Origin of the sequence: Hydrophilobacter chitinilyticus, assembly GCF_049860745.1 — a bacterium.
Taxonomy (GTDB): domain Bacteria; phylum Pseudomonadota; class Gammaproteobacteria; order Burkholderiales; family Burkholderiaceae_C; genus Rhodoferax_B.
In genome coordinates this window covers 865,258-880,988 of record NZ_CP187561.1, presented here as the reverse complement: position 1 = coordinate 880,988, position 15,731 = coordinate 865,258, and the positions used below count along the sequence as shown (strand labels likewise).

Here is a 15,731-nt window from a genome sequence, read left to right as displayed (position 1 = left end):
CGGCTGCACAAACAGCCGGGTTTTTTATGTCTTCACATGGCGGGCAGCCTTAAAGCCACCCGTCCACCGTCTTCAACTTAGAAGTGGAAGTCTGCGCGGATCATCGGCGTCTTGGCTTCGGAACCTGGCACGGTGTGCGGGTTGCCGAACTTGTTACGCCAGTACTGATAGCCCACGCCAATGCGCACAGCGTTTTTGCCCAGACCCGTGGCGCTGCCCAAGTCGTACCAGAGTGCGGCATCGATGTTGGTTTCAGGCGAGGTGGGGCCGCCGAACTCATTCGTGCCCTTGGAGGCGATGTAGTTCATGTAGCCTTCAAACGAGAAGCCTGCGCCCACCGGAATGCCCCACACGGCGTTCAGCATCGGATGCACGTCGTAGGTGTAGCGTTCGGTGATGGTGCGGGGCTTGTTGCTTTCGTCCAAGAGCAAAGCGCTGATGTTCAAGAAGCCGGGCACGTCGACCATCATCGTCGGGCCGATTACCAACATGCGCTTCTTCGAGGCGTAGCCGGTGTCGTTCTTGGTGTTCAAGTCGAAGCCAGCGGTCAAGCCCCAGCCGCGCACCGGGCCCATCGCCAGGTTCTTGCCCGTCACCTTGCCGAAGTCCAGCGTATAGCGGTAGACCAAGTAGGCTTCTTGTGCATTGCTGTCGTTGCCGTCAGACATCAAGAAGTCGACGTTGAAGAAGTTGCTGCCGTACTTGTTGCCACTGACGTGCGTCAAGTTCAAGATGTTCTTGGTGATGTCTTTAGAGTTGTAGGGCTCGGCAAATTTGGTGCCGTAGCGGTAGCCCATAGAGGTGTCACTCCACTCGGCCGCCTGGGCCTGTTGCATACCAGAAACCGTCGCCAGCAGAGCCAGCAAACCGGCGCCAAACATCTTGTTGTTCATGGGGTATCCCTTTCTATGTTGAATTAACAAAATGTCACAATGCAAGCCCCATGCCACCGTAAAAAGTTTCAAATCATCATCATTTTTTGCATGATTTTCTGAAACCATGGGGGCAAACGATCATTCGCACCAATGCCGGGCGCAAATGCTTGTGGCGTCAAACCATAAGTTGACAATGCGCATCAAACTTGTGCACAAGATGGCTTTTGTTTAGTCAACTCACCCCCCCCTTAACGCCCCGTAATACCGTCGCCCACCGGCCTCCATCCATGCCCAACAGCCCGCGCCACCGCTTCGCCCTCATGCTGCTGTTCATCACCCCGGCCTTCTGGTCAGTGAACTACTTGGTGGCCCGCAGCGCGCCGGGTGTGATCGAGCCGCACCTGCTGGCGCTGTTGCGCTGGCTGGTCGCTGGGCTGATTCTGGGAGTCGTCGGTTGGCGCGAACTGATGGCGCACCGCGCGCACATCCGCGCCGAGTGGCTGCGCTACCTGGTGCTGGGGGCCATGGGCATGTGGATTTGCGGGGCCTGGGTTTACATCGGCGGGCGCACCACCACGGCAGTCAACATCGCCTTGATCTACACGCTGTCGCCGGTGTTCATCGTGCTGTTCTCGGCGCTGTGGCTGAAAGAAGCCGTGAATGCCCGGCAAGCCCTGGGCGTAGCCCTGGCATTGGGTGGCGTGCTGCACGTCATCTTGGCCGGCCAGTGGACGGCACTGGCCAACGTGCAGTTTGTGCCGGGCGACGCCTGGATCTTCGCCGCCGCCATCGCCTGGAGCGCCTACGCCCTGCTGCTGCGCCGCTGGACCAGCCCCATCAGCGCTGGCGCGCGCCTCGCCGTCATCAGCCTGGCGGGCGTGGTGGTGCTGTTGCCTTTCACCATTTATGAAGTGGCGCACCACACCGCGCCGGTGCTCACGCAAAAGGGCACGGGCTTGGTGCTGGCCGCAGCCATCTTCCCGGGTTGCCTGGCCTACTGGGCCTACTCCATCATCCAGCGCGAACTGGGTGCCGCACGGGCCAGCATGGTTCAGTATTTGGGCCCGCTGTATGCCGCTGGCATGGGCTGGGCGGTGCTGGGTGAAAGCCTCAAAATGCACCACGCGGTGGGGCTTGTGCTGGTACTCAGTGGCATCTATCTGGTCACACAATTGACCAGCGCCGCCAAGAGCCCCGCGGCCTCCACACCGGCCGCCAGAACCTAATGAACCTTGATTGAGGTTAATCCCGACGCCCATGGACAAACACTTCCTCGCCCCGCTGTTCACGCCCCAGGCCATCGTGGTCTTGGGCGGCAAGCCCGATGCGCCGGGCACCCCCATGGCGCAAACGCTGGCGACGTCTTTGCGTGCGCAACGCTACAACGGCACGCTGAGCTTCATCGACACGCACACGAGCGGCACCCTGGCCGACCTGGCGCAGGTGAAGGCCGACCTGGCCATCATCGCCCTGCCCGCCAACGAAATCGCGGCAGCACTGGAGCTTGCTGGACGCATCAATTGCGGCGCGGCCATGGTGCTGTGCGAAGGTGTGGAGCCGCGCCTGGCCACGGAGCTGCAACGCATTGCCAAGCGCGACAACATCCACCTGCTTGGCCCTAATGGTTTGGGCTTTCAACGCCCCTCACTTCAGCTCAATGCCAGCGCGGCGGGGCCGTTGGCGGCGGCGGGCCCGATTGGTTTGGTGTCGCAATCGGGCGCGCTCACGGCGTCCATTCTCGATTGGGCGCACCAGCACGGCGTGGGTTTCTCTACCGTGGTATCGCTGGGCCAGCAGCCTTCGGTCGACATGGCGCAAGTGTTGGACTTTCTGGCGTCTGATCCGCAAACCCAAAGCATCGTGGTCTACCTTGAAGGCATCAGCCACGCGCGCCGCTTCATGAGTGCGCTGCGCGCGGCTGCCAGCGCCAAACCGGTGGTGGTGTTGAAGGCCGGCCGGCGCTCTGCCGGCAACCGCGCCGCCCTCACGCATTCGGGCGCCATCGTGGGCAGCGACGACGTGTTTGACGCCGCACTGCGCCGCGCCGGTGCCGTGCGCGTCGATTCGTTCGTGCAACTGTTCTCTGCAGCCAAGTGCCTGGCCTCACGTTACCGCCCCGTCGGGCCGCGCCTGGCGCTCATTACCAACGGCGGTGGCCCGGGTGTGCTGGCGGCCGACTGGATCACCGAGATCGGCCTGCAACTCGGCTGCCTCACGCCCGCGCAAATCACCGAACTGCGCAGCCACGTGCCGCCACATGCGGCGCTGGACGATTTAATCGACCTGTCGGAAGACGCCAACGCCAGCCACTTCGAACACGCGCTGCAGGCCGCCGCGAAGGCGCCCAACATCGATGGTGTGCTGGTGATCTATTCGCCCAAATACCATCCGAACAGCCACCCGAACCAGGAGCCCCGCGCCAACGCCATCGCACAAGTGCTCGGCGCGGCACAACGCAGCCTGGGCAAGCCCCTGCTCGCCTGCTGGATGGGAGAAGCCTCGGTGGCAGAAGCGCGGCGTACCCTCAGCGCGGCCGGTGTGCCGAACTTCCGCACGCCCGAAGCGGCCGTCGGCGCCTTCGGCAACATCGCCTCGTTCTATCAAAACCAGTTGCTGCTGCAGCAAACCCCGCCACCCCTCTCCAGCCTGGCCAAGCCCGACGTGGAAGGCGCGCGCCTGTTGATCGACGGTGTGCTGGCCGAGCGGCGCAAGGTGTTGACCGAGATGGAATCGAAAGCGCTGCTCGCCGCCTTTCACATCCCAGTCACCCGCACCATCCTCGCGCGCAGCGCCAACGAGGCGATGTTGATCGCCAGCCAGCTCGGCTACCCGGTGGCACTGAAGATCGACTCGCCTGACATCAGCCACAAGTCGGACGTGCAAGGCGTGGCGCTGAACATCTTGAACGCCACCGCCGTGCGCGACACCTTCACCGACATGATGCAAACCGTGCGCCGCACCCGGCCCGAGGCGCGCATCAACGGCATCACCATCCAGAACATGTCGAGCCAGCAGCGCGGGCGCGAGGTCTACATCGGCCTGGTGACCGACGACCCGTTCGGCCCCGTCATCGCCTTCGGTGCCGGCGGCACCATGATCGAGCTGATGAACGACCGCGCCATGGAGCTGCCGCCGCTGAACCAGTACCTGGCCCAACGCCTGATCTCACGCGCCCGCGTGGCGGAGACCTTGGGCGAATGGCGCGGCGCGCCAGCCGTGCACATGGAGTCGCTGGAGCAGGTTCTGCTGCGCGTGTCGGAAATGGTGTGCGAGTTGCCGCAACTGCGCGAGATGGACATCAACCCGCTGATCGTCGACGCCTCCGGCGCGTTGGTGGTCGATGCTCGCATCGTGGTGGAAGACACGCCACCCTCGGCGCGTTTCTACAACCATTTGGCCATCCTGCCCTACCCCTCACAGCACGAGCAGGTGTGGCCGCTGCGCGGTGGCGGCGAATGCACGGTGCGCCCGGTGCACCCGAACGACGCCACGATGCTGCAGCAGTTTGTGCGCGACCTCTCACCCGAGAGCCGCTACTTCCGCTTTGTGTCGTCGATGCACGAGTTGCCACCCGGCCTGCTGGCCCGCTTCACGCTGATCGACTATGACCGCGAGATGGCCTTGGTGGCGGTGGTGCGCGAGCAGCAAACCGATGCCGACGGTGCACTGGTAGAGGTAACGCGCATCGTGGGTGTGGCGCGCTACATCACCAACCCCGACCGCACCAGTTGCGAGTTTTCGCTGGCGGTGGCCGATGGGTTCAGCGGGCGCGGCTTAGGCACGCGGCTGATGCTGTCGATCATTGAGTTTGCGCGGGAGAAGGGTTTGCAGGAGATGGTGGGGCTTGTTCTCACACAGAATCCGAACATGCTTAAGCTGATGAAGAACTTGGGGTTCTCTGTGAAGGCTTATGCGGAGGATCCGGACTTCCGGTTGGTGACTTACGCGCTTTGAGTTTGTCTGTTGACGCCGCTGGCCGGGTCTCGCCCCGGCAGGCGAGACACCTTTCTTGTGCGCACAAGAAACGTGCCCCAAAGAAGGCGCCCACATGCCGGGCCCCTTCGCGGAGCGAAGGGCAAACCTGCGCTGGATGGCGTTGGTGGGGGTCTGGTGGAACTCGCCTTTGGCTCAGACAGCCACCAGCCCTGATCCCACCAACCCCACCCATCACAGGCCCGGCCTGACGGGAGGTAGAAACCAGACGGGCCATTGCTGCGCTCGGCCCGGATTCAACATCCGTGCGATGCGTAGCGAGCCGGGTTGAATTCGGTATCGCAGCCCCTTCTAGCTGCGCCTGCGATGGACGGCTTTGGCGGGATCAGTTTCGCTGGCTGTTTGAGCCGAAGGCGAGTTCCAGCGAAACCCCGCCAACGCCGTCCAGCGCAGGTTGCCCCTCGCTCCGCGAGGGGACGCAGATAGTGGGGTCGCCTTTTCTTGCTGACTTCTTTTGGCGAGGCAAAAGAAGTTAGTCGCCCGCCGGGGCGAGACCCGGCCAGCGGCGCCAATTAAGCCCCCAAGAACCTAAACGCGCTCCCCAGACTTCCCATCAAACCAGCTCACATGCTGCGCCTCCACAGCCAACCCCACTTGGTCACCAGCCCGCACAGCAGCATCCGGCGAAGTGCGCACATTGATCGCGCCAGCACTCGTCTTCACCACCACAAACGTATCCGCGCCAGTCGCTTCAACCAAGCTCACCTGACCACGCCAAGTCGACGCATCGTCAAAATGCACGTGCTCCGGCCGCACACCCAACAGCGTGCCTTCCGTCGTGTTCGGGCACTGCAGCGCCACGCTGCCGTCTTGAATGCGGAAGCTGGATGCCGCGCCTGCCGTCACACCTTGGCCGGGCACCAGGTTCATGGTGGGCGAGCCGATGAAGGTCGCCACGTAGGTGTTGGCCGGGCGACGGTAGATGTCGTCTGGCGTGCCGAGTTGCTGCACCACGCCGCCCTTCATCACCGCGATGCGACTGCCCAGCGTCATGGCTTCGATCTGGTCGTGCGTCACGTACACGCTGGTGATGCCGCTGGTCTGGTGCAGGCGCTTGATTTCGGCGCGCATTTCCACGCGCAGCTTGGCGTCCAGGTTGGATAGCGGCTCGTCGAACAGGAACAGTTGTGGCTGGCGTGCCAGTGCGCGGCCCATGGCCACACGTTGGCGCTGTCCGCCCGAGAGTTGCGAGGGGCGGCGGTCGAGCAAATGTTCGATCTGCAGCATGGCGGCCACTTCGGCGATGCGTTTGTCGCGCTGTGCCTTGGGCACCTTGCGCATTTCCAGTGCGAAACCAATGTTGTCGGCCACACTCATGGTGGGGTACAGCGCGTAGCTTTGGAACACCATGGCGATGTCGCGGTTGGCGGGCGGCACGCCCACCACGTTGCGGCTGCCGATGCGGATCTCGCCTTCGGTGGGTTCTTCCAGGCCGGCAATGATGTTCAGCAGTGTGGACTTGCCGCAGCCAGAGGGACCAACCAGGATCAAAAATTCGCCCGGGGCCACGTCGATGTCGATGCGCTTGAGGACTTCAACCTCTTTGCCGCCTTGGCCAAACGTCTTGCGGATGCCGGATATGTTGAGTTCAGAAGCCATGGTGTCGTTATCCTTTCACAGCGCCGGCTGTGAGTCCCTTCACAAAATACTGCCCTGCCAAAACGTAGATCAACATCGTTGGCAAACCTGCGATCACGGCGGCTGCCATGTCGACGTTGTAGTTCTTCACGCTGCTGCTGGTGTTGACCATGTTGTTCAAGCCCACGGTGATGGGTTTGCTGTCGGCGCCGCTAAAGGCCACACCAAACAAGAAGTCGTTCCAGATGTTGGTGAACTGCCAGATCAGCGTGACCATCACGATGGGTGTGGACAGCGGCACGATGATGCGGAAGAAGATGCGCCAGAAGCCCGCGCCGTCGATGCGCGCGGCGTTCACCAGTTCACCTGGCACGGCAGCGTAGTAGTTGCGGAAGAACAGCGTGGTGCCCGCCAAGCCCGCCAGGCAGTGCACAAAAATCAGGCCGCCCACCGAGCTGGAAATGCCCAGCCAGCCGAGCACCTGGCTCATCGGCAACAGCACCACCTGGAACGGCATGAACACGCCAAACAGCATGAAGCCGAACAACAAATCGCTGCCGCGAAACTTCCACAGGCTGAGCACGTAGCCGTTGATGGCGCCCCATAGCGTGGAGATCAGCACCGCCGGGATCACCAGCAACACCGAGTTCCAGAAGAACGGTTGCAGTCCACGGCAATCGGTGCCGGTACACGCGGTCGACCAAGCCTCGCCCCAGGCCGAAAAGTTGATGCTGGAGGGCAGGCTCAGCAGGTTGCCGCTGCGGATTTCTTCGGCGTCTTTGAAAGACGTGGCCAGCATGACGTACAGCGGCGCGAGAAACACCACGGCGGCCGCGATCAGCACCAGATAGAGAAGGCCACGGCCTAGGGTTTTAGCGGTCATGGGGTTTGCTCCGCAGTTCGCTGTAAAGGTAGGGCACGACGATGGCGGCCACAGTCGCCAGCATCATGGTGGCGCTCGCAGCGCCCAAGCCGATCTGGCCGCGCGTGAAGCTCATCACGTACATGAAGGTGGCGGGCACGTCGGTCGAGAAACCGGGGCCACCGCCGGTCAGGGCCATCACCAAGTCGAAGCTCTTGATCGACAAGTGCGACAGCACCATGATGGTGGAGAACACCACCGGGCGCAGGATCGGCAAGATGATGCGCCAGTAGATGCGTGGCAGGCTCGCGCCGTCGATTTGCGCCGCCTTGATGATGCTGTCGTCAATGCCGCGCAGGCCGGCCAAAAACAGCGCCATGGCAAAACCGGCGGACTGCCAGATACCGGCGATCACCACGCAGTAAATGGCCAGGTCGCCTTGCGACAGCCAGTCGAACTGGAAGCTGGTCCAGCCAATGTCGTGCATCAGCTTTTGCAAACCCATGTCGGGGTTGAGCATCCACTTCCAGGCGGTGCCGGTGACGATGAACGACAGCGCCATGGGGTACAGATAAATGGTGCGCAGAAAGCCTTCGGCGCGTACTTTTTGGTCGAGAAAAATGGCCAGCGCCATGCCGATGAGCATGGAGCCGCCCACGTACAACACACTGAAAATGCCCAGGTTCTTCAGGGCCAGCCACCAACGGTCCATGTCCCACAGACGCGCGTATTGCTCCAGGCCTACAAACTCGCTGTAGTTGGGCAACATGCGCGAGGGCGTCATGGACAGCACCCCGTTCCAGATCATCAGCCCATAGATGAAAGCAAACCCCAGGACAAAGCCTGGGGCTACCACCAACTTGGGCAGGGTGTTTTCAAAATTTGATTTCATGGCAGCCGCTTTCAGCTTGCAAGGGAAGGCCCCCGCACCCCGAAAAACGAGGTGGGGGGCCTGGTGGGCACAACGCTAGCAACGTTTAAAAACGAAACTAGGCGCGCCCAGGCCGCTTGACTCTTTACTTCATGGCCGCGGCGTTGGCGATGTTCTTCATCGCGGCAGCTACGGTGATTTTGTCGTCGTTCCAGAACTGGCTCACGGCGTCCTTGATGGCGCCTTCAGCGGCAGGGCTCACGGCCATGCTGTGGGCGATGGAAGGCACCAGGCTGTTCGACTTGGCGGTTTCCACGAAGTCCTTGGCGGACAGCTTGGCGCAGTCGTCAAACTTGTCCATCTTCGAATTCAGGCGCACCGGGATGGAGCCCTTGTTCAGGTTGAAGATTTCCTGGAACTCGGGGCTCATGATGGCAGCGGCCAAGTCGTTTTGGGCCTTTTGGCCGTCAGCCGACTTCAGCTTGAACATGGCGAACGAATCGATGTTGAAGGTGAACGAGGTGCTGGTGCCAGGCGCGGCAGCGCACAGGAAGTCCTTGCCAGGCACCTTGCCTGCGGCCAGGAACTCGCCCTTGGCCCAGTCACCCATGAACTGGAAGCCAGCCTTGCCCTGCATCACCAAAGCGGTGGTCAGGTTCCAGTCGCGGCCGCTGGAGGCCGAGTCGGTGTAGCCCTTGATCTTGCGGAAGGTTTCCAGCGACTTCTTCATGGTGTCGCTGTTGATGGCCTTGGAGTCGAGCTTCACCAACGCGTCTTGGTAGAACTTGGCGCCGCCCACACCCAACACCACCGATTCAAAGGTGGTGAAGTCTTGCCAGTTTTGGCCACCGTGCGCCACGGCGATCAGGCCAGCGGCCTTGATCTTGTCGGCAGCGGCGAAGAATTCGTCATAGGTCTTGGGCATGCCGGCCACACCGGCCTTCTTCAGCACTTCGGGGTTGGCCCAGATCCAGTTCACGCGGTGCACGTTCACGGGCACGGCAACATAGTGGCCCTTGTACTTCATCACGTTGGCGACCACGGGGGGCAGCAGCGTGTCCCACTTTTCAGCGGCGGCCACGGTGTCGAGGTTGGTCAACACGCCTTCAGCAGCCCATTCTTGAATCGCTGGGCCCTTGATTTGGGCAGCGGCTGGGGGATTGCCCGACACCACACGGCTCTTCAGCACGGTAGCGGCTGCATCACCGCCGCCGCCGGCCACGGCGAAGTCTTTCCAGACGTGGCCCTTGCTCTGCATCATTTTCTTGAGTTCGGCGGCCGACTTGGCCTCGCCACCGGACGTCCAGTAGTGCAGGACTTCCACTTCGCCAGCAAACGCAGTGCTCGTGAACGCGGCACCGGCAGATACGGCCACAGCCACAACCGTGGCGATTTTGGAAAGTTTCAACATTTCGTCTCCTGAAGAGTTGCCGCGCGAACCGCCACCATGGGGTCCGGGCAGAGAAAAAAATGGCGCCAAGCAGGCACCCATCCGTAAGGATTTTAATTTTTCATTAATTAATTATTTCACGACATTGGGAAATACCCGCGACGGCGGGGCTTGCGCTCGCCGCAAAACGGGCGGCCAAACGGCGCGAAGCGTCACGCTGGTGACGCCCGAAAAATCAAAAACAATAGCTATCTACGCTTACCTGATCAGCGCAAGTGCCAAATATTTTCAACAAATAAGCAAACGTTTCAAAGTTGGTCGCCATCCACATAAAACCAACGCCCGTCTTCCAACACAAAGCGGCTGCGTTCATGTAACCGCAACCCCCGGCCGCTGGCGTCGCGCTGGCGGGCAACAAATTCGACCTCGGCGTGGGTGTCGTCCAGGCGCTTATGGTCCTTCACGCTCAGGCCCAGCCAGCGGGCGCCGGGGTCGAAGTCAAGTGTGGCCGGGCGATGGCGCAGGTGCCAAGTGGCCAATAGGTAAGGGGCGTTTTCCAGCACGAAGGCGCTGTAGCGCGAGCGCATCAGGGCTTCGGCATCGGGCGCAGGGGTGCCGTCAAAGTCCGCGTGGTGAGCGTGATATTGGCCACAGCAGGCGCTGTAAGCCAGCGCACGTTGGCGCGCATCGGTGCGGCCACAGGGGCACGCGGCAAGAGAAGCGGTAACGGGTGGGGTAACGGGCATAGCGCGATTCTAAAAACGTCAAAGCCTCGGCTTATCATGCCCCGAATGCTTGCCAAGATCGTCACCTATCTCCTCCTCGGCCTGGTGCGCCTGCTCACCGGCGCACAAGCCCGTTGGCATGGCTGCCCGCCAAGCTCCGAGCAGCGCATTTATTTTGCCAACCACCAAAGCCATGTCGACCTGGTGATGATTTGGGCCGCGCTGCCTGCCGACCTTCGCACCACCACGCGCCCCATCGCCGCACGCGACTACTGGACCAAGAGCCGCTTCAAAGTGTGGCTGACCACCAAGGTGTTCAACGCCGTGTACGTGGACCGCACACGCAGCAAAGACCCGGTCACGGGCGTGGAGTCGGACCCGCTGGAGCCGCTGGTGGCGGTGCTGAACGCGGGCGACTCGTTGATCATCTTCCCCGAGGGCACACGCGGCCACGCAGCCGAACCACAGGCCTTCAAATCCGGCCTGTACTACCTGGCGCGGCAGTTCCCCGAGGTGGTGTTGATCCCCACCTGGATCAACAACGTGCAGCGCGTGATGCCCAAGGGCGAAGTGATTCCGGTGCCGGTGTTGTGCTCTGTGACCTTCGGCGCCCCCATCAAGCTGGTGGCCGATGAAGACCGCCACGCCTTCTCGGCGCGCGCCCGCGATGCGGTGATTGCACTGCGCGACATTTGAGGAGCGGCCCCACATGATCCGCTACCTCCGCAACCTCAGCAGCACCGAACAAGTGGCGGCCTTGTTCATCTTGGTGTTTGGCGTGTTGACGCTGGCCACCATCTGGCAACTGATCACCTCGCTGCGCGAGCGCCGCCACGAACACCACGGCCCCGAGCGCGATGCCTACCTGGCACGCCTGCAAGACAACACCCGCCTGCTGCAAACCACCTGGACGATGGTGGTGGTGTTCTGGATTGGCTGGGCACTGGGCAACCAGGCCGCGACGGTACTGTTTGCGTTTGTGTCGTTCTTCGCTCTGCGTGAATTCATCACCTTGTCGCCCACGCACCGTGGCGACCACCGTGGGCTCATCCTGGTGTTTTTTGTGGTGCTGCCGGTGCAGTACTGGCTGGTGAGCGCACGGCACTTCGACCTGTTCACCGTGTTCATTCCGGTCTATGTATTTTTGGCCGTGCCGGTGGTGAGCGCCTTGGCCGACGACCCACATCGCTTTCTGGAGCGCAACGCCAAGTTGCAGTGGGGCATCATGGTGTGTGTGTACGGCATGAGCCACGTGCCGGCGCTGCTGTTGCTGGAGTTTCCGCGCAGCCCCAACCGGGGGGCATTTTTGGTGTTCTTCCTCGTGGCCGTGGTGCAAAGCTGCATGCTCGCGCAGCACTTGCTGGCGCGCCGCTGGCCGCGCAAACCGCAGGCGCCCAACATCAGCACCAGTTTCAACTGGGCCACCTGGTTGGCCGGTGTGGGGCTGGGCGGTGTGCTGGGCGGGCTGCTGTCCGGCATCACGCCGTTCAACCCGGCACAGGGTTTGGGCATGGCGCTGATCGCGTGTATCTCGGGCTCGCTCGGCCATCTGGTGATGAAGGCGCTGAAGCGCGACCGGGGCATCACCAGTTGGGGCGCGCAGGGTTTGTCGGTCACCGGCGCCAGCGGCCTGCTCGACCGGGTGGACGCGCTGTGTTTTGCCGCGCCGATCTTTTTTCACTCGGTGCGCTGGATATTCCATCTTTAAGCCATTTGGGCCGCTTAGGCCTCTGGCGCTCTCTACACTAGCGCAGACAGCTACCAAATAAATAGCATGCGACTTCTTGGCATTGACCCCGGTTTGCAAACCACAGGCTTCGGCGTGATCGATGTGGACGGCGCGCGCCTGAGCTACGTGGCCAGCGGCACCATCAAAACCACGCACCTCAATTTTGGCGATTTGCCCGCGCGCCTGAAGGTGCTGTTTGAAGGTGTGCACGAAGTCGTGGACCGCTACGAGCCCGACGCGGCATCGGTCGAAATTGTGTTCGTCAACGTCAACCCCCAGTCCACCCTGCTGCTGGGGCAAGCACGCGGCGCATGTTTGACGGCCCTCGCCACACGCGACCTCCCGATCACCGAATTCACCGCGCTGCAAATGAAAAAAGCCGTGGTGGGCCACGGCCGCGCCGCCAAGTCGCAGGTGCAGGAAATGGTGAAGCGCTTGCTGAAGCTACCCGCTCTGCCTGGCCCCGATGCGGCCGATGCCTTGGGCCTGGCCATTACCCAGGCGCATGCCGGCACAGCCATGGCGCGGCTGGCGAGTGCATCGCCGCTGCAGGTGAAGAACACGGGGCTGTACCGCGCCGGACGCGGGCACTAAGCCCGGGCCGCACCCGTTGGAAGGCGTTAGAACGCGCTCTTGACCACACCACCGTCCACACGCAGCGCCGCGCCGGTGGTAGCAGATGCCAGCGGGCTCGCCACGTAGGTCACCAGCGAGGCCACTTCCTGCGGCGTGCCAAAACGCTTGATCAACGAAGTGGGGCGCACGTTCTCGAAGAACTCTGCCTCAACCTGCGCAAAGCTTTTGTCGCTCGATTGCGCCATGCTTTCGACGAAGTCGCCCACACCACGCGACTTCGTGGGGCCGGGCAGCACGCTGTTGACCGTGATGCCGGTGCCAGCCACGGATTCGGCCAGCCCGCGCGACACCGCAAGCTGCGCGGTCTTGCTCATGCCGTAATGGATCATCTCGGTGGGGATCTGCACCGCGCTTTCGCTGGAGATGAAGATGATCCGCCCCCAGTTCGCACGCTTCATCTCGGGCAGCACCAGGCGTGCAAGGCGCACGCCGCTCAGCACGTTGACGTCAAAGAAGCGCAGCCAGTCCTCGTCGGGAATATCTTCAAACGCCTTGGGCTCAAAGATGCCGAGGTTGTTGACCAGAATGCTGATGCCGGGATGGCGCTGCACCACGTCGTTCGCCGCCTCGGCACGGCTCAGGTCTCCGGCATAGCCGTGGACCGTGCCTTTTGTCTCCGCGCGGATGCGCTCCACGGCCTCGTCCACCCCCGCCTGCGTCCGACCATTCACGATCACACTGGCACCCTCTTGCGCCAGCGTGTGCGCAATGGCGTAGCCGATGCCAGCCGTGCTTCCGCTCACCAGGGCCAGCTTGCCTTTGAGTTGCAGATCCATGTCAATTCTCCTGAGTAGAACGCGGAAAATGCCGCGAGGATAGGGCTCGGCTGAGAGCTCTCCAGATCGGCCAAGTCGGCCGAATCGGCTACAGCAGCCACAGCGTGACTGTGACAAAAAGTCTTCCCGTTGGCCTCTCCCGAATGGCAGATGCCAGCACGCACTCTTGCCCTGCTTCGGGCGGCAAACGCAGACTGACTACGACGGAATCGTTCGGCTGACCGCCAGCTCGGAGTTTCGGTAGCGCGGATCAAGGCTCACGTCCAGGCCCAGCCAATCCAGTGTCGGCACGGGGTGGTCTTCGGATGGCAGTTCCACCTCTGCGACCACCAGGCCTGAAAGCTCTTTGTCGAACACATCGACTTCGAAAGTCAGGTCGCCTACGGGGATGTAGTACCGAACCTTTTCCACCCGCCCCAGGCTGGCAAAGCCGGCCAACAGCGCCTCGGCATCTTCGAGGGGGACTTCGTATTCGAACTCGGCACGCGACAGGCCGGTGGTCTTGCCCTTCAGCGTCAAGAATCCCTTGTCGCCGGCCACGCGGACGCGCACGACCATGCCGTTGTCTGCCAGATAGCCCTGGGCCATCTTGGTGCCGGTCAGGCCCGCCAGCATAGAGGTATCGCGGACCAGGAACTTGCGCTCAATTTCTACAGCCATACAAGACTCTGAGAACGTGTTTACTTGTTCTTCAACTTGCCTTTGGGCATCACCGAAGTCACCGGCGGCGTGGGGCGCGTTGAGGTGCCCGAAGAGTCTTGCGGCGGGCTGCTGTCCTTCTTTGGCTTCTTCGTCATTTTGTTGCTGCGCTGTTCGCCTTTGGCCATGGTGTGTTCCTCGTTAAAAGATCGAATGTAACGCGGTGGCAGGCCGGATGGACTGGCATCGCCATCTGCAATAGAAACTTCGACAACGGTCGCTACGGATGGTGCGCGCAACCCGCTGGCAAATTTCTACAAACTGGCTTTCCCTTGTGCCAACCGATCGGCGAGCAGGCGCGCGGTGTAGCGCAGGCGGTCAATGTCGGCATCTGCGCAAACGCCACGGCTGAAGCAGCACAAGGTGCCGTAAACAGTCCCTCCAGACAGCCGCACAGGTGTGCTGAGGTGCGTGCCGATGGGAAACCCTGGATCAGGCGCCTGCCCCGATGCTACATAAGTCGCCGCGTCTTCCATCAGCTCTGGCAAGCGGCCTTCAACCACCCGTTGACACCAACTCTCTTCCACCGGGTCGGACATGCCGACCTGCAGCAGCGGAAAGTCTGGCGCACAGTCCACGGCCTTGAAAGTGCGGCGGCCGTCGGCGATTTGCGACACAAAGGCCACATCCATCCCCAAGCGCGTACGCAGCAGTTTCAGCACCTCTGGCACAGCAGTTGGAAGGGCCGGGTCGGCGGAGTCGCTGGTGGCAACCAGCAATTCGCAAATTGTGACGTCCAAGTCGTCTGGTTCGTAGTCCAAATACATGCCCATCAGTCTAAGCGGTTGTCGGCTCGAATGAGGCCAGCCAGACCGTTTGGGCCGACAGGTTATAGGGCGTCATCGCGCGTGAAAACCTGGGGGGCGGGGACTGGCGGTACAAGCCAAGAATCTGAAGTTCACGTTTGCGTCACGATCTTTTGGGCGTTAAAAACCACAATTCATTCCATCGCAACACACCGAAAGATGGACATGAAAACCACCGCCAAGACCACCAAGATTTCCGCCGCTGCCGCTGCTGTTCTTGCTCTCGGCTTTGGTTTGACCTCTTTCGGCGCACAAGCCGCCGGCAACATGGCCGGTCAGTTGAACGCCAAGATGGTGTTGCAAGCCGGTTGCTACATCAGCGGTGCCTCTGGCGCCGGCAGCAGCGGTGTGAACCTGGGTACGCTGGACTTCGGTTCACAGCCCAGCACCTTCACCGGTGTGTTGACCGCCAACGCCACCGGTGGTGTGGGCGGCGCAGGTGCCACGCAAATCGTCTGCTCGCCCGATGTGACCGCCTTGACCGTGTCGGTCAGCGGCGGCAACAACGCTGGCCAAGGCGGCAGCATTGGCACCGGCTCACGTGCCATGAAGCTGGGTACCAGCTACCTGCCTTATGAGGTCTACAGCGACGCCGCCTTGACCACCGCATACCCCGCCAACGCCACCGCTTTGGGCGTGACCTTGCCCGGTACCGGCGCCGCTGTGAACCTGCCGGTTTATGGCCGCATCAACAAGACCAGCACCAACGGTATGACGTCTGGTACCTACGTCGACACCCTGCAAGTGACGCTGGCCTGGTAAGAAGACGGGCCAAGGAGGGCCAAGACAGC

16 protein-coding genes are annotated in these 15,731 nt (G+C 62.0%); 6 read left to right on the top strand and 10 right to left on the bottom strand.

Features of this window, described 5'->3' with window-relative positions:
• Positions 1–77: 77 nt before the first annotated feature.
• Positions 78–893 (bottom strand): outer envelope protein, encoded by an 816-nt coding sequence (locus tag ACPWMG_RS04155; RefSeq protein WP_483303396.1) that lies wholly within the window; start codon positions 891–893, stop codon positions 78–80.
• 269 nt (positions 894–1,162) lie between these two features.
• On the opposite strand from ACPWMG_RS04155, the gene ACPWMG_RS04150 reads away from it, so the two are divergent.
• Positions 1,163–2,101, top strand: coding sequence for a DMT family transporter (locus tag ACPWMG_RS04150; RefSeq protein ID WP_483303395.1), 939 nt, complete (start codon positions 1,163–1,165; stop codon positions 2,099–2,101).
• 31 nt (positions 2,102–2,132) lie between these two features.
• A complete protein-coding gene (locus ACPWMG_RS04145) occupies positions 2,133–4,829 on the top strand; it encodes a bifunctional acetate--CoA ligase family protein/GNAT family N-acetyltransferase (protein ID WP_483303394.1) in 2,697 nt (898 codons plus the stop codon).
• 567 nt (positions 4,830–5,396) lie between these two features.
• Here ACPWMG_RS04145 and ACPWMG_RS04140 read toward each other — a convergent pair.
• The 5 genes from ACPWMG_RS04140 to ACPWMG_RS04120 form a co-directional block, all read right to left on the bottom strand.
• Positions 5,397–6,467 (bottom strand): ABC transporter ATP-binding protein, encoded by a 1,071-nt coding sequence (locus ACPWMG_RS04140; protein WP_483303393.1) that lies wholly within the window; start codon positions 6,465–6,467, stop codon positions 5,397–5,399.
• 7 nt (positions 6,468–6,474) lie between these two features.
• The gene (locus tag ACPWMG_RS04135; RefSeq protein ID WP_483303392.1) at positions 6,475–7,329 is read right to left on the bottom strand and encodes a carbohydrate ABC transporter permease; all 855 of its coding nucleotides are present in this window, start codon (positions 7,327–7,329) and stop codon (positions 6,475–6,477) included.
• Complete coding sequence (locus tag ACPWMG_RS04130) at positions 7,319–8,200, bottom strand: carbohydrate ABC transporter permease (RefSeq protein WP_483303391.1); 882 nt, start codon at positions 8,198–8,200, stop codon at positions 7,319–7,321. Before ACPWMG_RS04130 ends, ACPWMG_RS04135 begins: the two co-directional genes overlap by 11 nt.
• 124 nt (positions 8,201–8,324) lie before the next feature.
• Positions 8,325–9,590, bottom strand: coding sequence for an ABC transporter substrate-binding protein (locus tag ACPWMG_RS04125; protein ID WP_483303390.1), 1,266 nt, complete (start codon positions 9,588–9,590; stop codon positions 8,325–8,327).
• Positions 9,591–9,877: 287 nt separating this feature from the next.
• Positions 9,878–10,315 (bottom strand): YchJ family protein, encoded by a 438-nt coding sequence (locus ACPWMG_RS04120; RefSeq protein WP_483303389.1) that lies wholly within the window; start codon positions 10,313–10,315, stop codon positions 9,878–9,880.
• Between the two features lie 45 nt (positions 10,316–10,360).
• Between ACPWMG_RS04120 and ACPWMG_RS04115 the strand changes: the two genes are divergently transcribed.
• From ACPWMG_RS04115 to ruvC, 3 genes are all read left to right on the top strand, one after another.
• A complete protein-coding gene (locus tag ACPWMG_RS04115; protein WP_483303388.1) occupies positions 10,361–10,990 on the top strand; it encodes a lysophospholipid acyltransferase family protein in 630 nt (209 codons plus the stop codon).
• 13 nt (positions 10,991–11,003) lie between these two features.
• Positions 11,004–12,002 (top strand): phosphatidate cytidylyltransferase, encoded by a 999-nt coding sequence (locus ACPWMG_RS04110; RefSeq protein ID WP_483303387.1) that lies wholly within the window; start codon positions 11,004–11,006, stop codon positions 12,000–12,002.
• A gap of 66 nt (positions 12,003–12,068) precedes the next feature.
• Positions 12,069–12,617: a crossover junction endodeoxyribonuclease RuvC gene (gene ruvC, locus ACPWMG_RS04105; RefSeq protein WP_483303386.1), complete on the top strand. Its 549-nt coding sequence runs from the start codon at positions 12,069–12,071 to the stop codon at positions 12,615–12,617.
• Between the two features lie 26 nt (positions 12,618–12,643).
• Here ruvC and ACPWMG_RS04100 read toward each other — a convergent pair whose 3' ends face one another.
• The 4 genes from ACPWMG_RS04100 to ACPWMG_RS04085 all read right to left on the bottom strand — a co-directional run bounded on the left by ACPWMG_RS04100 (position 12,644) and on the right by ACPWMG_RS04085 (position 14,874).
• On the bottom strand, positions 12,644–13,435 hold the full coding sequence (locus tag ACPWMG_RS04100; RefSeq protein ID WP_483303385.1) for an SDR family NAD(P)-dependent oxidoreductase: 792 nt from the start codon (positions 13,433–13,435) through the stop codon (positions 12,644–12,646).
• Between the two features lie 198 nt (positions 13,436–13,633).
• A complete protein-coding gene (locus ACPWMG_RS04095; protein ID WP_483303384.1) occupies positions 13,634–14,095 on the bottom strand; it encodes a CYTH domain-containing protein in 462 nt (153 codons plus the stop codon).
• Between the two features lie 20 nt (positions 14,096–14,115).
• Entirely contained in the window at positions 14,116–14,262 is a 147-nt protein-coding gene (locus tag ACPWMG_RS04090) for a hypothetical protein (protein ID WP_483303383.1), read from the bottom strand.
• 126 nt (positions 14,263–14,388) lie between these two features.
• On the bottom strand, positions 14,389–14,874 hold the full coding sequence (locus ACPWMG_RS04085) for a GAF domain-containing protein (protein ID WP_483303382.1): 486 nt from the start codon (positions 14,872–14,874) through the stop codon (positions 14,389–14,391).
• Positions 14,875–15,105: 231 nt separating this feature from the next.
• On the opposite strand from ACPWMG_RS04085, the gene ACPWMG_RS04080 reads away from it, so the two are divergent.
• Positions 15,106–15,702 carry a Csu type fimbrial protein gene (locus ACPWMG_RS04080; protein WP_483303381.1) on the top strand — a complete coding sequence of 199 codons (597 nt, stop codon included), beginning with the start codon at positions 15,106–15,108 and terminating at the stop codon, positions 15,700–15,702.
• Positions 15,703–15,731: the final 29 nt, after the last annotated feature.

Excerpts from the sequence above, each read along its gene's own strand:
- ACPWMG_RS04110 (WP_483303387.1), top strand. The coding sequence starts at position 11,004 with ATGATCCGCTACCTCCGCAACCTCAGCAGCACCGAACAAGTGGCGGCC.
- ACPWMG_RS04130 (WP_483303391.1), bottom strand. The coding sequence starts at position 8,200 with ATGAAATCAAATTTTGAAAACACCCTGCCCAAGTTGGTGGTAGCCCCA.
- ACPWMG_RS04140 (WP_483303393.1), bottom strand. The coding sequence starts at position 6,467 with ATGGCTTCTGAACTCAACATATCCGGCATCCGCAAGACGTTTGGCCAA.
- ACPWMG_RS04115 (WP_483303388.1), top strand. The coding sequence starts at position 10,361 with ATGCTTGCCAAGATCGTCACCTATCTCCTCCTCGGCCTGGTGCGCCTG.
- ACPWMG_RS04125 (WP_483303390.1), bottom strand. The coding sequence starts at position 9,590 with ATGTTGAAACTTTCCAAAATCGCCACGGTTGTGGCTGTGGCCGTATCT.
- ACPWMG_RS04080 (WP_483303381.1), top strand. The coding sequence starts at position 15,106 with ATGAAAACCACCGCCAAGACCACCAAGATTTCCGCCGCTGCCGCTGCT.
- ACPWMG_RS04095 (WP_483303384.1), bottom strand. The coding sequence starts at position 14,095 with ATGGCTGTAGAAATTGAGCGCAAGTTCCTGGTCCGCGATACCTCTATG.
- ruvC (WP_483303386.1), top strand. The coding sequence starts at position 12,069 with ATGCGACTTCTTGGCATTGACCCCGGTTTGCAAACCACAGGCTTCGGC.
- ACPWMG_RS04090 (WP_483303383.1), bottom strand. The coding sequence starts at position 14,262 with ATGGCCAAAGGCGAACAGCGCAGCAACAAAATGACGAAGAAGCCAAAG.
- ACPWMG_RS04135 (WP_483303392.1), bottom strand. The coding sequence starts at position 7,329 with ATGACCGCTAAAACCCTAGGCCGTGGCCTTCTCTATCTGGTGCTGATC.
- ACPWMG_RS04155 (WP_483303396.1), bottom strand. The coding sequence starts at position 893 with ATGAACAACAAGATGTTTGGCGCCGGTTTGCTGGCTCTGCTGGCGACG.
- ACPWMG_RS04100 (WP_483303385.1), bottom strand. The coding sequence starts at position 13,435 with ATGGATCTGCAACTCAAAGGCAAGCTGGCCCTGGTGAGCGGAAGCACG.
- ACPWMG_RS04145 (WP_483303394.1), top strand. The coding sequence starts at position 2,133 with ATGGACAAACACTTCCTCGCCCCGCTGTTCACGCCCCAGGCCATCGTG.
- ACPWMG_RS04150 (WP_483303395.1), top strand. The coding sequence starts at position 1,163 with ATGCCCAACAGCCCGCGCCACCGCTTCGCCCTCATGCTGCTGTTCATC.
- ACPWMG_RS04120 (WP_483303389.1), bottom strand. The coding sequence starts at position 10,315 with ATGCCCGTTACCCCACCCGTTACCGCTTCTCTTGCCGCGTGCCCCTGT.